Genomic DNA, 13,876 nt, shown 5'->3' with positions numbered 1-13,876 from the left:
CTCTCTAGCGCCGATGGTAGTTGGGACCTTGTCCCTGTGAGAGTAGGACGTCGCCAAGCAACTAAAAACACAAGTCATTTGACTTGTGTTTTTTTGTATTGTTAAAAAGAATGGGAAAGAAGTAATGGAAATACAAACACGTTGCCCAAGAGTTAATCATATTATATAAAAGATGGGTGTATATTTTTCTGTAAATTGTTAAGGATTAGAAGTATAAAATAGGTTCACTTAAATAGGGAGGGAAGATTATGAAATTACAAAGTGAAGTTTGTATTGTTTGTGAGACAAAAAGAAAAGAAGGTATATATGTTTATAATAATTTAATATGCCATGAATGTGAAAAGGATATGGTGAATACAGAGACAGATGATCCGAAATATATATATTATTTAAAGCAGCTTCGAAAATTAGAAGTATCATATTTTTAAATAGGCATATGCCTATTATTTTTTTTGTTCTGTATAATAGATAGAGAATGAATAATAAGGAAGAGATGTAGATGAATCAAAATCGTATGCCTTTATATGAGGCGTTAATAGAGTTTAAAGAAAGAGGGCCGTTATCCTTTCATGTTCCTGGTCATAAGAATGGTTTAAACTTCCCTCAGGAGGCAATAAGAGAGTTTAAAGGTATTCTATCTATTGATGTAACTGAATTAGCAGGACTAGATGATTTGCATAGTCCGTTTGAATGTATAGATGAGGCACAACAATTATTGGCTGAAGTTTATAATACAAAGAGAAGTTATTTTTTAATTAATGGTTCAACAGTCGGGAACTTAGCAATGATTTTGTCTTGTTGCGGGGAACATGATATTGTTCTTGTACAAAGAAATTGTCATAAATCAATTATTAATGGTTTAAAACTTGCGGGAGCAAATCCCATTTTTTTAGATCCATGGATTGATGAAGCTTATAACGTACCAGTGGGAGTTCGTAATGAAATTATTAAGAACGCAATTGGAAAGTATCCAAATGCGAAAGCACTTATTTTAACGCATCCTAATTATTATGGTATGGGGATGGATTTAGAGGCAAGCATCGCTTTTGCACATGCACATAAAATCCCTGTTTTGGTAGATGAGGCACATGGGGCACATCTATGTTTGGGAGAACCATTTCCGAAGTCAGCATTAACATATGGTGCAGATATTGTAGTTCATTCTGCACATAAAACATTACCCGCAATGACAATGGGTTCCTATTTACATATAAATAGTCATTTAGTAGACGAAGATAAGGTTACTACTTATTTAAGTATGCTACAATCTAGTAGTCCATCGTATCCAATTATGGCTTCCTTGGATATAGCACGCTTTACAATGGCGCGTATAAAAGAAGAAGGTCACAGTGAAATTGTTGAGTTTTTACGAAGATTTAAGGAACAATTACGTTCTATTCCCCAAATCGCCATTTTAGAATATCCGTTGCAAGATGAGTTAAAGGTCACCGTACAAACTCGTTGTCAGTTATCAGGGTACGAATTACAGTCTGTATTTGAAAAGGTCGGTATATATACAGAGATGGCTGATCCGTACAATGTCCTATTTATTTTACCCTTACAAGTAAATGAGGGATATATGAAGGTTATAGAGATGATCCGAGTAGCATTGCAACATTATGAGGTGAAAGACAAGAGGGAATCTATTCGTTATACTTATAATGGTGAATTCTCTCTTTTACCGTATACGTATAAACAACTAGACGGATATGAAACAAAGATAGTATCTATAGAAGAGGCTGTTGGAATGATAGCGGCGGAAATGGTGATTCCGTATCCACCTGGAATTCCATTAATTATGTATGGAGAGAGAATTACTTCAGAGCATAAAGAGCAAATTATGTATTTAGAAAGAGCAGGAGCTCGTTTTCAAGGTAATACGAAATATATGAAAGTGTATGATATAGAAAGTAGGTTTTAGGATGAAGGGATTATTTGTAACAATTGAGGGCCCAGAAGGTTCAGGTAAAACAACGTTAATTAAAAGCTTATTGCCATATTTTGAACAAAAAGCACAGAAGGTAATGGCGACAAGGGAACCAGGCGGTATTGCAATTTCTGAGGACATTAGGACGATTTTACATAAACAAGAATATACGATGATGGAAGCACGTACAGAAGCGCTTCTTTATGCTGCTGCGCGCAGACAACATTTAGTAGAAAAAGTTATGCCAGCACTTAATGAGGACTACCTCGTGTTATGTGATCGTTTTATAGATAGCTCTTTAGCATACCAAGGCTATGCAAGAGGATTGGGTATGGATAAGATATTTGAAATAAATCGTTTCGCAACAGAGGACTGTATGCCTAGTTTAACAATTTATCTAGACATTGAGCCTGAGGTTGGTTTGGCTCGGATTGAAAAAGATGCAGGACGTGAAGTAAATCGACTAGATATGGAAGATATCTCTTTCCATAAACGTGTGCGCGAAGGGTATTTACAAGTTGTAGAACGTTTCTCGGATCGTATTGTATTGGTAAATGCTGATCAACCGATGGAAAAACTTATAGAAGAAGTTGTTCAGATTATAGAAGATAAATTGTTATAATAGAAGGAAAGAATGAAATAAGTGAGGTATGCATTATGACGAAGACGTGGGAGCAGCTTTCTGCTATACAACCCATCGGTGTAAAAATGTTGATGAATAGCATTGCAAAAGAGCGTATATCCCACGCTTACTTGTTAGAGGGAGGGAAAGGGACAGGAAAGTTTGCGACAGCAATTCAAATGGCAAAGAGTTTTCTCTGTTCTGAGCGGAATGGAGTAGAGCCCTGCCATGTATGTACAAACTGTAAGCGAATTGATTCAGGTAACCACCCTAACTTACATATTGTAAAACCAGACGGATTATCTATTAAGAAGCAGCAAATTCATGATTTACAAGAAGAGTTTTCCAAAACAGGATTAGAGGCAAATAAAAAAATATATATTATTGAGCACGCAGATCGTATGACAGCAAATGCGGCAAATACACTTTTGAAATTTTTAGAAGAACCAAGTAGTGATACAACTGCTATTTTACTTACTGAACAAAGTCATCAAATTTTAAATACGATTTTATCTCGCTGCCAAGTTGTTACGTTTAGACCGTTACCTACGGAATCTTTAATTAGAAGATTACAGGATGAAGGGATTACAGCATCTTTATCGACACTTGCTGCTCAACTTACAAATAGTTTTGATGAAGCTTTAGCTTTATGTAGTGATGAATGGTTTGCACAAGCACGAGCTTTAGTGATAAAATTATGTGAAGCGCTCGAAAAAGATAAAACCTCTATTTTTTTTGTACAAGAAAAATGGGGAAAACACTTTGGAGAGAAAGAACAATTACAGCAAGGTTTAGATATGTTACTCCTTATTTATAAGGATTTATTATATGTTCAACTTGGAGAAGAAGATCGTCTTGTTTTTCATGAGCAGAAAGAGATGTTTGAATCGTTTTCCTATGCTCAGAAGCGCATTGTATCAGCTCTCTTTAATATATTAGAGGCAAAAAATAGAATCAACGCTAATGTAAATGCGCAGCTTGTGTTCGAACAGTTAGTGTTGCGGTTGCAGGAGGGATGACCGTTTTGTATGATGTAGTAGGTGTTCGCTTTAAGAAGGCCGGAAAGGTATATTACTTTGATCCAAACCAGTTCGATATCTCTGAAAATGAGTTTGTCATTGTAGAAACGGTAAGAGGTATTGAATACGGAAAAGTAGTTATTACCAAAAAACAAGTTGATGAAAACGACGTTGTATTACCGCTAAAAAAGGTTATTCGTATTGCAAATGAAAATGATCGTACCATTGTTGAAGAGAACAAACATGCTGCCAAAGAAGCATATCAAGTCTGTCAACAAAAGGTAGTAGAGCATAATCTTGATATGAAACTTGTAGATGTAGAGTATACATTCGATCGTAATAAGATTATTTTCTATTTTACTGCGGATGGTCGGATCGATTTCCGCGAACTAGTGAAGGACTTAGCCGCAATTTTTAGAACAAGAATTGAACTAAGACAAATTGGTGTTCGTGATGAAGCGAAGATGCTAGGTGGTATTGGTCCATGTGGTCGTATGCTTTGTTGTTCTACTTTTTTAGGGGATTTTGAACCTGTATCCATTAAAATGGCAAAGGATCAAAATTTATCATTAAATCCTGCAAAAATCTCTGGTTTATGTGGTCGCTTAATGTGTTGCTTAAAATATGAGAATGATGAATATGAGGCAGCAAAGGAACAACTTCCTGATTTAGATCAACGTATACAAACCCCGCATGGTACTGGCCGTGTTATCGGATTAAATATTTTAGAAAGATTAATTCAAGTGGAACTAGTAGACAAGGAACGGATAGTAGAATATACGTTAGATGAGTTAGTGAATAAAGGGGTCGTTTCGAGTCAAACCACAGATTAATGAGGTGGGTGCTTGTGGAGAAAAAAGATATTTTTGAATCGGTTTCTAGTATGGAAGAGCAAATTGGACATTTATATAAACAGTTGGGAGAGTTAAAACAGCATCTTGCAGAGTTGTTGGAAGAAAACCAGCATATAAAAATGGAAAATAACAATTTGCGACACCGTTTTGAAGAAGTGCAGAATAAAGAAAAACAAAAAACTCAAAAACGTAAAGAAGTGAAGCCGAAAACAGATATTGGTGAAGGCTATGACAATTTAGCGAGACTATATCAAGAAGGTTTTCATATTTGCAATCTACATTATGGAAGTGTACGTAAAGAGGGAGATTGTTTGTTCTGTCTTTCATTCTTAAATAAAAAGTGAAATTACCTTTCCAATTATAATTGGAAAGGTAATTTTTTATACATGAAATAGGGTAGGTTAAGGGTAAGAAAAGGAGCAGTATATGAATTTATATGAAGATGAACGTTTAGATTACTTATTAGCACAAGACATGAAGATTATACAAAGCCCATCAGTATTTAATTTTTCTTTAGATGCCGTTTTACTTGCAGATTTTGCATGGGTACCAATTCAAAAGGGGAATTTACTTGATTTGTGTACAGGTAACGCGGTTGTTCCCCTTCTATTAAGTACAAGAACAAAAGGAAATATTACTGGTGTGGAAATTCAAGAACGCTTATATGATATGGGAGTAAGAAGTGTTCAATACAATGGGTTGGAAGAAAGAATTCACCTCATACATGGAGATTTGAAAGATATGCCAGAGAAACTTGGACGTCATCAATATGATGTTGTTACATGTAATCCACCATATTTTCAAACACCTCAAACTTCAGAGAAAAATATGAATGAACATTTAGCGATAGCTCGTCATGAAATTATGTGTACATTAGAAGATGTTGTATCTGCAAGTAGTCAGTTAGTAAAACAAGGTGGGAAAGTAGCGTTTGTACATCGTCCAGGGCGATTACTAGACATTGTCACATTAATGCGTAAATATAAAATTGAACCAAAGCGTGTGCAATTTGTTTATCCTAAGGTTGGAAAAGAAGCAAATACATTGTTAATTGAAGGAATTAAGGATGGAAATGCAGATTTGAAAATTTTACCGCCTCTCGTTGTATATGAGAACAATAACGAATATACAAAGGAGCTACGTTCAATTTTATATGGAGAAGAATAAGCACTTTTTTTATGTGGTAGAGTGCTCTGATGGAAGTTATTATGCTGGATATACAAACTATATAGAAAAGAGAATTCAGACTCATAATAGCGGCAAAGGGGCTAAGTATACACGCGTCAGGCTTCCTGTCGTTTTAAAATATGTAGAGACCCACGATGATAAGCGTACAGCTATGCAAGCGGAGTATTACTTTAAGCAATTAACGAGAAAACAAAAAGAGGCATATATGCAAAAAGGAGAACGCTATGTGGCAACAAAAAAGCTTTCAACAAAATGAAAAGGGAGTTTTATATTTAGTACCAACTCCTATTGGAAATCTAGAAGATATGACATTTCGTGCAATCCGAATTTTAAAAGAAGTTGATTTAATTGCTGCTGAAGATACGAGACAAACGAAAAAACTTTGTAATTATTTTGAAATTGAAACACCTGTCACGAGTTATCATGAGCACAATAAAGAAGTAAGTGGGAAGAAACTATTAGAGAAATTAGAGGATGGAAAGAATGTAGCACTTGTTAGTGACGCTGGTATGCCGTGTATTTCTGATCCAGGTTACGATATTGTCGTTGAGGCAGTAGCTGAGCAATATCATGTAATTCCGCTTCCTGGAGCAAATGCAGCCCTTACAGCATTAATTGCATCCGGTCTTGAAACAAAGCAGTTTTATTTCTATGGTTTCTTGCAGAGAAACAAAAAGGAACGGAAGATGGAGTTAGAAAAGCTTCGTTATGTACAAACTACAATGATGTTTTATGAAGCACCTCATCGTTTAGATGATACTTTAATTTCGATGCAGGAAGTGTTGGGAAATAGAGAGATTGTATTATGTCGAGAGTTAACGAAAAAATTTGAGGAATTTATTCGAGGAACAATCGAAGAAGCAATTGAGTGGACGAAGCAAAATGAAGTACGTGGTGAGTTTTGTATTTTAGTAGCTGGTTCAACAGAAGAACCTGCTCCAGAAGAACAATGGTGGGAATCTCTTTCGGTATATGATCATATTGAATATTATATAAATGAAAAAAGTATGAATTCAAAAGAAGCGATTAAAACAGTCGCTAAAGATCGAGATTTGTCGAAAAGAGATGTATATCAAATCTATCATGTCGATAAAAAATAAGCTTCTCATAATTGAGAAGCTTATTTTGCTGTTTCGATATAATCTTGAAGTTCGTTTAAGATTTGCTCAGCGCCTTCTTTGCTTAAGATGATTTTACCTTCAGCTAAAGAAAGGTTACCGTCAGATACTTCACCAGTTACTTGGCAAGTCATGTTTGGTTTATATTTCTTTAAGATGATTTTTTCGTCATCAACATAGATTTCAAGAGCGTCCTTTTCTGCAATACCTAAAGTACGGCGTAATTCGATTGGAATTACTACACGACCTAATTCATCAACTTTACGAACAATACCAGTAGATTTCATAATTTTTTTCCTCCTAAATAAATAGTTTATAAGTTTCGAGTCTATTTTTAGATTCGTCATTTTTCGACAAAATACCCTATGGACATATGATACCAATCATTTACATTTCCGTCAATTCTTAAATTCTATATTTTTTAAAAAGATTTATAGATTTCTTATTTCTTATATATAATAGATTGAGAGGAAATTCCACAATTATTTACATTATTTTCTGAAAAAATAATAAATTAAAAGTGGATATTGTATATTTTTTTGAAATATGAGCAATAGATGATAAAGATATTGAGCATTAAGATCTAAATTGAAAATTAGGTTGGCGTAAAGAAGATAAGTTAGATTTGGGCTGCTCGTAAAAGCCCAATTAACGTAGGCTAATAATTAGTGGGGAGGAACAAAAACCCTACTGATTAAAGTTTCACTTTATATATGAGTTTTTGATATACTGTTTATAAATACATATGAGGTTATTCGGGAGGTCCAAAACAATGACAGAGGAAAATAAGTCCTTTTATATTACTACCCCAATTTATTATCCAAGTGGAAAATTACACATTGGACATGCTTATACGACAGTAGCAGGAGATGCGATGGCACGATATAAGCGTATGCAAGGTTATAATGTGCATTATTTAACAGGAACTGATGAACATGGACAGAAGATCCAAAAGAAAGCAGAAGAGTTAAATATTACGCCACAGGCATATGTTGATAACATTGTTGCAGGAATTAAAGAGCTTTGGGAGAAGATGGATATTTCTTATGATGATTTTATTCGTACAACTGAAGATCGTCATAAAGATGTTGTCGAAAAAATCTTTAAACAATTAGTAGATCAAGGTGACATTTATCTTGATGAATATGAAGGTTGGTATTCTGTACAAGATGAGACGTTCTATACAGAGCATCAATTAGTAGATCCAATTATGGAAGGCGACAAAGTAGTTGGAGGAAAAAGCCCAGATAGTGGTCATGATGTAGAACTTGTTCGTGAAGAATCTTATTTCTTTAGAATGGGTAAATATGTCGACAGACTATTAAAGTTCTATGAAGATAATCCACATTTCATTCAGCCGGAGTCTCGTAAAAATGAAATGATTAATAATTTTATTAAACCAGGATTAGAAGATTTAGCAGTTTCTCGTACTTCATTTGACTGGGGAGTTCGTGTTCCTGGTAACCCAAAACACGTTATTTACGTATGGGTTGACGCATTATCTAACTATATTACGGCGTTAGGTTATGGAACAGCAAATGAAGAGAAATATAAAAAATTCTGGCCTGCAGATGTGCATTTAGTTGGGAAAGAAATTGTTCGTTTCCATACAATTTATTGGCCGATAATTTTAATGGCATTAGATTTACCTCTTCCGAAGAAAGTCTTTGCTCATGGCTGGATTTTAATGAAGGATGGAAAGATGAGTAAGTCAAAAGGAAACGTAGTAGATCCAGTTACATTAATCGATCGTTACGGATTAGATGCATTACGTTATTACCTACTTCGTGAAGTTCCATTTGGATCTGATGGCGTATTTACACCAGAAGGATTTGTGGAGCGTATTAATTTCGACTTAGCAAATGACTTAGGTAATTTATTAAATCGTACAGTAGCTATGATTGATAAGTACTTTAACGGAGAAATCCCTGCATTTAAAGCAAATGTGACGGAATTTGATGAAACGTTAGTAGCGTTTGCACAAGATACTTTGAAAAAAGTAGAAGAAGCAATGGAGAATATGGAGTTCTCTGTAGCGTTAGGATCTATTTGGCAACTAGTTAGTCGTACGAATAAATATATTGATGAAACACAACCATGGGTATTAGCAAAAGATGAGAATGATCGTGAAAAGTTAGCCTCTGTAATGGCTCATTTAGCAGAAGTACTTCGTCAAACAGGTATTATGCTTATGCCATTCTTAACAGTAGCACCAAGCAAGATGTTTGCTCAGCTTGGCCTTACTGATGAAGCTCATAAATCTTGGGAAAGTCTATCTACAATTGGCTGCATTCCAGCTGGAACAAAAGTAGAAAAAGGAAACCCAATTTTCCCTCGTTTAGAAATGGAAGTGGAAGTAGAGTACATTAAAGAACAAATGAAAAGCTCTGCTCCTAAAGTAGAAGAGAAAAAAGAAGAAGAACCGAAGGCAGAAGAAATTACAATTGATGATTTCTTTAAAGTAGAATTACGCGTAGCTGAAGTACTATCTGCTGAACCTGTGAAAAAAGCAGACAAGCTGTTAAAAATTCAACTAGACTTAGGTACAGAAAAGCGTCAAGTTGTTTCTGGAATTGCAAAATTCTATTCGCCGGAAGACTTAAAAGGTAAAAAGGTTATTTGTGTAACAAACTTAAAACCTGTAAAATTACGCGGTGAATTATCGCAAGGTATGATTTTAGCGGGTGAAGAGAATGGCGTATTGTCATTAGCATCAATTGACCAAAATCTACCAAATGGTACAAAAATCAAGTAATTAAGACAAGAAAAGAGATGTTTCACGTGTAACATGTGTGAAGCGTCTTTTTTCTTTTTACACTCTCTATTTTTGCATTAAGATTGTAGTATTGTTATCGTTAAGTTATTAAAGAACTTATTTTTGTAGAATAAACTTGATTTCAATATAAAAGGAGTTATGTATTATGTTGTTTGATACACATTCACATTTGAATGCAGAGCAATTCGAAGGAGATTTGCAAGAGGTTATTGCCCGAATGAAAGAAGCGGGAGTTACTTATACAGTTGTTGTTGGTTTTGATGAAGTAACGATAAAAAAGGCGATGGAATTAGCTGAAGCCTATGATTTTATTTACGCTGCGGTTGGGTGGCACCCAGTTGATGCAATCGACATGACAGAAGAACATTTAGCTTGGTTAGAAGAACTTGCTTCTCATCCTAAAGTCGTTGCACTTGGAGAAATGGGCTTAGATTATCACTGGGATAAGTCTCCAAAAGAAATACAGAAAGAAGTATTCCGTAAACAAATTGCATTAGCGAAAAAAGTAAAATTGCCGATTATTATACATAACCGCGATGCAACTCAAGATATTGTTGATATTCTAGAAGAAGAGAATGCAGCTGAAGTAGGAGGCATTATGCATTGCTTTAGCGGCAGCGTAGAGGTAGCAGAGCGATGTGTTGATATGAACTTTTTAATTTCGTTAGGTGGACCAGTTACATTTAAAAACGCTAAGAAGCCGAAAGAGGTTGCTACGGAGATTCCATTAGAGAAATTGTTAATAGAGACGGATTGTCCGTATTTAACACCGCATCCATTTCGAGGGAAACGAAATGAACCGAGTTATGTAAAACTCGTGGCAGAAGAAATTGCGAATTTAAAAGGAATTTCTTATGAGGAAGTAGCAGAAATGACAACTAAAAATGCAAAAGTTTTATTTGGTGTTGAATAAAAAAGAATGGGGAAACCTGTTCTTTTTTATTTTGAGAAAAACTAGTAGAAGTGATGAAGAAAATAAATGTGAATGATGAAGTGTTACAATAAGGACAGAGAACAAAGATTTTTCTATTCTATTTTTTAAAATATAAGAATGGGGAAAATAATAATGGAAAAGTCGTCATTTTTTTGTTTTACTAAGTAGAGACGAAATGAGTGTGGAGGCAAGCATGAAAATAAAAGAGATTATCGTTGTAGAAGGTAAAGATGATACAGTTGCGATTAAGCGTGCTGTTGATGCGGATACAATTGAAACGAACGGTTCAGCAATCGGTGATCATGTTATTGAGCAAGTTAAATTAGCGCAGCAAAAAAGGGGCGTTATTATTTTCACAGATCCGGATTATCCTGGAGAGCGTATTCGAAAAATTATTTCTGACAAGGTTCCTGGCTGTAAGCATGCCTTTTTACCGAAGGAAGAAGCGCTTGCTAAAAGGAAAAAGGGTGTCGGGATCGAACACGCTTCTAATGAGTCGATTCGCCGCGCTCTAGAGAATATACATGAAGAAATGGAAGCTTACACAAGTGAAATTAGTTGGAGTGATTTAGTCGATGCAGGCTTAGTGGGCGGAGAAATGGCAAAGAGCCGCAGAGAAAGAATGGGTAAGCTATTAAAGATTGGTTATACAAATGCAAAACAGTTACATAAACGATTACAGATGTTTCAAGTTTCAAAGGAATCATTTGCAGAAGCTTATAAGCAAGTAATACAGGAGGAAAAAAAATGAAGGATATCGCAACGCCAAATCGTACAAAAGACATTGTTGAAAAGTATGGATTTTCATTCAAAAAAAGTTTAGGACAAAACTTTTTAATTGATACAAATGTATTAAATCGTATTGTCGATCATGCAGAAATTGGTTCAGAAAGTGGTGCAATTGAAATTGGACCAGGTATTGGTGCATTAACAGAGCAATTAGCAAAGCGTGCTAAAAAAGTAGTGGCTTTTGAAATTGATCAAAGACTATTACCAATTTTAGATGAGACGTTAGCGCCATATGCTAACGTTACAGTTATTAATAAAGACGTACTAAAAGCAGATGTACATGAAGTATTTAATGAGCAATTTGAAGAAGGGCAAGATGTAATGGTAGTAGCTAACTTACCATACTATATTACAACGCCCATTTTATTTAAATTGCTTGAAGAAAAGTTACCAGTTCGTGGATTTGTTGTTATGATGCAAAAAGAAGTTGGAGATCGTTTAGCTGCTAAACCTGGAACGAAAGAGTATGGTTCTTTATCGATTGCTATTCAGTATTATACAGAAGTTGAAACAGTTATGACTGTACCGCGTACAGTGTTTGTACCACAGCCAAATGTTGATTCTGCAATTATTCGCCTTCTAAAGCGTCCGAAACCGGTTGTAGAGGTGACAGATGAAACATTCTTCTTTGAAGTAGTACGAGCAAGTTTCGCACAGCGCCGTAAAACTTTGATGAATAATTTATCAAATAATTTAAATGGTTTCCCGAAAGATAAGGAATTATTGGATCGAATTTTAACAGAAGTAGGAATTGATCCAAAGCGAAGAGGCGAAACGCTATCTATTGAAGAGTTTGCAACATTAAGTAATGCATTAGTTCTTCATAAATTATCATAAGAATATGAAAGGGACAGTTCAAGTTGAACGGTCCCTTTTGTCACCTTTCTCTCTTTAAATTCATACTTTAAAAACAGGTAAGATGGCCTAATGAGTTTGGAGGTAGGAGAATGGTTTTACATGTTGGAGAATTAGTGGAACGATATTCTCATAAGAGGGATATTCTTTTTCGTATTATAGAAATAAAAGGCGAGATAGCTATATTGTTTGGAGAGGAAATTAGACTGGTGGCGGATGCGCCACTTGAAGATTTAATTAGTATAGATCAAAGAGAACATAAAAAAAGGGTGAAGCGTGAGAAAGAAACAATGGAGCGCACGTATCGTTTGTTTCAACAAGATTATGTACTGATGAAACAAAGGCATGAACATACTTCAACTGGTGGATACACAAGTGAGGTGAATTATTTTCAAATGCCGGGACGTGTATTGCATATAGATGGAGACCCTTTATATTTGCGCAAGTGCTTAGATTTATATAATAAAATTGGCGTTCCTGTTCAAGGTATTCATTGTAAAGAAACGGAGATGCATGAAAAAGTAGTAGACTTAATAGATCACTTTCGCCCAGACATTCTCGTTATTACAGGGCATGATGCATATACAAAATCAAAAGGAGTGAAGGGAGATTTAGCGGCATATAGGCATTCAAGACATTTTGTACAGGCTGTTCGTGAAGTGCGAAAAAAATATCCATCATTGGATCAACTTGTTATTTTTGCTGGGGCATGTCAATCACATTTTGAGGCACTAATTCGTGCAGGGGCCAATTTCGCTAGTTCACCATCTAGAATTAATATTCATGCACTAGATCCTGTATATGTAGTTGGTAAAATTAGTTTTACTTCATTTATGGAGAGAGTCAATGTATGGGATGTCGTACGTAATACAATTACTGGTGAAAAGGGACTAGGTGGAATTGAAACGAGAGGGATTTTACGAACGGGATTACCTTTTCAACATTACGAAGAGTAAGCAGGATACATATGTATCTTGCTTTTTTGTATGGAAGGATTTAAATGAATTTGGATAAAAAGAGGTAAGAACGTGCAGACTACGTAATGATACTTTTACAATATAGTATTTCTTCTATCTATTCAAACGCAGGATGATATTAGCTGTGAATCGCGGTTAATAATTAGGATAGATATATCGTGCTTTAAGTGTTCAATCTAAATTACAGCGAGGTGTAGCGAAGTATATGTCAAAACGTTTAGATGAAATTAAAAGCGAATTAGATCACCATCTTGGACAGCGACTTATGTTAAAAGCAAATAGTGGAAGAAGAAAAACTGTGGAGCAATCAGGTGTACTAGCAGAAACATACCGTTCCGTTTTTGTTGTACAATTAGATCAACAAGAAGATGCGTTGCAACGTGTATCTTATAGTTATGCAGATGTTTTAACAGAGACAGTAGAGTTAACATTTTATGGAGACCCTCATAATGAGGTCATTTTATAATCCGTATATCATTACATATATTCCCATAAATGAAAAGCTATATTATTTTGCATACTAACTATACCGTAGCAAAATAAGGAGGGACTCTGCATTGAGTAGACGAAGAGGTGTCATGTCAAACCAATTTAAAGAAGAGCTAGCAAAAGAGCTTGGCTTTTATGATGTTGTTCAGAAAGAAGGATGGGGCGGAATTCGTGCGAAAGATGCTGGTAACATGGTGAAACGTGCTATAGAAATTGCAGAACAGCAATTAATGAAACGAAACCAGTAGTTGTAAGATACTTTCTATGCTACGGTAGCCGAGGAGACATTCCTCGGCTTTTTGTACTCTAAAAGGTGCCATCATTTTAC

General features: G+C 35.2%; 17 protein-coding genes. 16 read left to right on the top strand and 1 reads right to left on the bottom strand.

Translation table 11 applies throughout. The annotated features are described in order from the left end of the window. The first annotated feature begins 248 nt into the window (after positions 1–248). From BLT20_RS27720 to rsmI, 9 genes are all read left to right on the top strand, one after another. A complete protein-coding gene (locus tag BLT20_RS27720; protein WP_000776278.1) occupies positions 249–428 on the top strand; it encodes a sigma factor G inhibitor Gin in 180 nt (59 codons plus the stop codon). 71 nt (positions 429–499) lie between these two features. Beyond that, the gene (locus BLT20_RS27715) at positions 500–1,921 is read left to right on the top strand and encodes an aminotransferase class I/II-fold pyridoxal phosphate-dependent enzyme (protein WP_001075300.1); all 1,422 of its coding nucleotides are present in this window, start codon (positions 500–502) and stop codon (positions 1,919–1,921) included. Position 1,922: 1 nt separating this feature from the next. After that, entirely contained in the window at positions 1,923–2,549 is a 627-nt protein-coding gene (gene tmk / locus BLT20_RS27710) for a dTMP kinase (protein WP_000677216.1), read from the top strand. A gap of 35 nt (positions 2,550–2,584) precedes the next feature. Continuing rightward, positions 2,585–3,568, top strand: a complete 984-nt coding sequence (gene holB, locus BLT20_RS27705; protein ID WP_000169561.1) for a DNA polymerase III subunit delta' — start codon at positions 2,585–2,587, stop codon at positions 3,566–3,568. A 5-nt stretch (positions 3,569–3,573) separates the two neighbouring features. Next, complete coding sequence (locus BLT20_RS27700) at positions 3,574–4,401, top strand: PSP1 domain-containing protein (protein ID WP_000272429.1); 828 nt, start codon at positions 3,574–3,576, stop codon at positions 4,399–4,401. Positions 4,402–4,415: 14 nt separating this feature from the next. Beyond that, positions 4,416–4,766: a DNA replication initiation control protein YabA gene (gene yabA / locus BLT20_RS27695; RefSeq protein ID WP_000412063.1), complete on the top strand. Its 351-nt coding sequence runs from the start codon at positions 4,416–4,418 to the stop codon at positions 4,764–4,766. 82 nt (positions 4,767–4,848) lie between these two features. Beyond that, positions 4,849–5,589, top strand: coding sequence for a tRNA1(Val) (adenine(37)-N6)-methyltransferase (locus BLT20_RS27690; RefSeq protein ID WP_001055366.1), 741 nt, complete (start codon positions 4,849–4,851; stop codon positions 5,587–5,589). Next, positions 5,576–5,866 (top strand): GIY-YIG nuclease family protein, encoded by a 291-nt coding sequence (locus BLT20_RS27685; protein WP_000414354.1) that lies wholly within the window; start codon positions 5,576–5,578, stop codon positions 5,864–5,866. The genes BLT20_RS27690 and BLT20_RS27685 overlap by 14 nt, the downstream gene beginning before the upstream one ends. Then, a complete protein-coding gene (gene rsmI / locus BLT20_RS27680) occupies positions 5,835–6,710 on the top strand; it encodes a 16S rRNA (cytidine(1402)-2'-O)-methyltransferase (protein WP_000267821.1) in 876 nt (291 codons plus the stop codon). Before BLT20_RS27685 ends, rsmI begins: the two co-directional genes overlap by 32 nt. A 20-nt stretch (positions 6,711–6,730) precedes the next feature. On the opposite strand, the gene BLT20_RS27675 is transcribed toward rsmI, so the two are convergent. Beyond that, positions 6,731–7,015: an AbrB/MazE/SpoVT family DNA-binding domain-containing protein gene (locus BLT20_RS27675; protein WP_000843036.1), complete on the bottom strand. Its 285-nt coding sequence runs from the start codon at positions 7,013–7,015 to the stop codon at positions 6,731–6,733. A gap of 485 nt (positions 7,016–7,500) precedes the next feature. Here BLT20_RS27675 and metG point away from each other — a divergent pair, with 485 nt between their 5' ends. The 7 genes from metG to sspF all read left to right on the top strand — a co-directional run bounded on the left by metG (position 7,501) and on the right by sspF (position 13,796). After that, the gene (gene metG, locus BLT20_RS27670; RefSeq protein WP_000134132.1) at positions 7,501–9,483 is read left to right on the top strand and encodes a methionine--tRNA ligase; all 1,983 of its coding nucleotides are present in this window, start codon (positions 7,501–7,503) and stop codon (positions 9,481–9,483) included. Between the two features lie 166 nt (positions 9,484–9,649). Further along, positions 9,650–10,417: a TatD family hydrolase gene (locus BLT20_RS27665; RefSeq protein WP_000895851.1), complete on the top strand. Its 768-nt coding sequence runs from the start codon at positions 9,650–9,652 to the stop codon at positions 10,415–10,417. A 214-nt stretch (positions 10,418–10,631) separates the two neighbouring features. Further along, positions 10,632–11,189 (top strand): ribonuclease M5, encoded by a 558-nt coding sequence (rnmV, locus tag BLT20_RS27660; protein WP_000692835.1) that lies wholly within the window; start codon positions 10,632–10,634, stop codon positions 11,187–11,189. After that, complete coding sequence (rsmA, locus tag BLT20_RS27655) at positions 11,186–12,064, top strand: 16S rRNA (adenine(1518)-N(6)/adenine(1519)-N(6))-dimethyltransferase RsmA (protein ID WP_000651546.1); 879 nt, start codon at positions 11,186–11,188, stop codon at positions 12,062–12,064. The genes rnmV and rsmA overlap by 4 nt, the downstream gene beginning before the upstream one ends. Before the next feature lie 110 nt (positions 12,065–12,174). Next, positions 12,175–13,038, top strand: coding sequence for a sporulation peptidase YabG (yabG, locus tag BLT20_RS27650; RefSeq protein WP_000242868.1), 864 nt, complete (start codon positions 12,175–12,177; stop codon positions 13,036–13,038). A 226-nt stretch (positions 13,039–13,264) separates the two neighbouring features. Then, positions 13,265–13,525: a biofilm formation stimulator Veg gene (gene veg / locus BLT20_RS27645; protein WP_000044347.1), complete on the top strand. Its 261-nt coding sequence runs from the start codon at positions 13,265–13,267 to the stop codon at positions 13,523–13,525. A 91-nt stretch (positions 13,526–13,616) separates the two neighbouring features. Then, positions 13,617–13,796, top strand: coding sequence for an acid-soluble spore protein SspF (gene sspF / locus BLT20_RS27640; RefSeq protein WP_002094215.1), 180 nt, complete (start codon positions 13,617–13,619; stop codon positions 13,794–13,796). Positions 13,797–13,876 lie beyond the last annotated feature (80 nt).

Origin of the sequence: Bacillus sp. cl96 (assembly GCF_900100505.1) — a bacterium.
GTDB lineage: Bacteria > Bacillota > Bacilli > Bacillales > Bacillaceae_G > Bacillus_A > Bacillus_A cereus.
The sequence above is the reverse complement of the archived record's forward strand: the minus strand, read 5'-3'. Positions and strand labels throughout refer to the sequence as shown.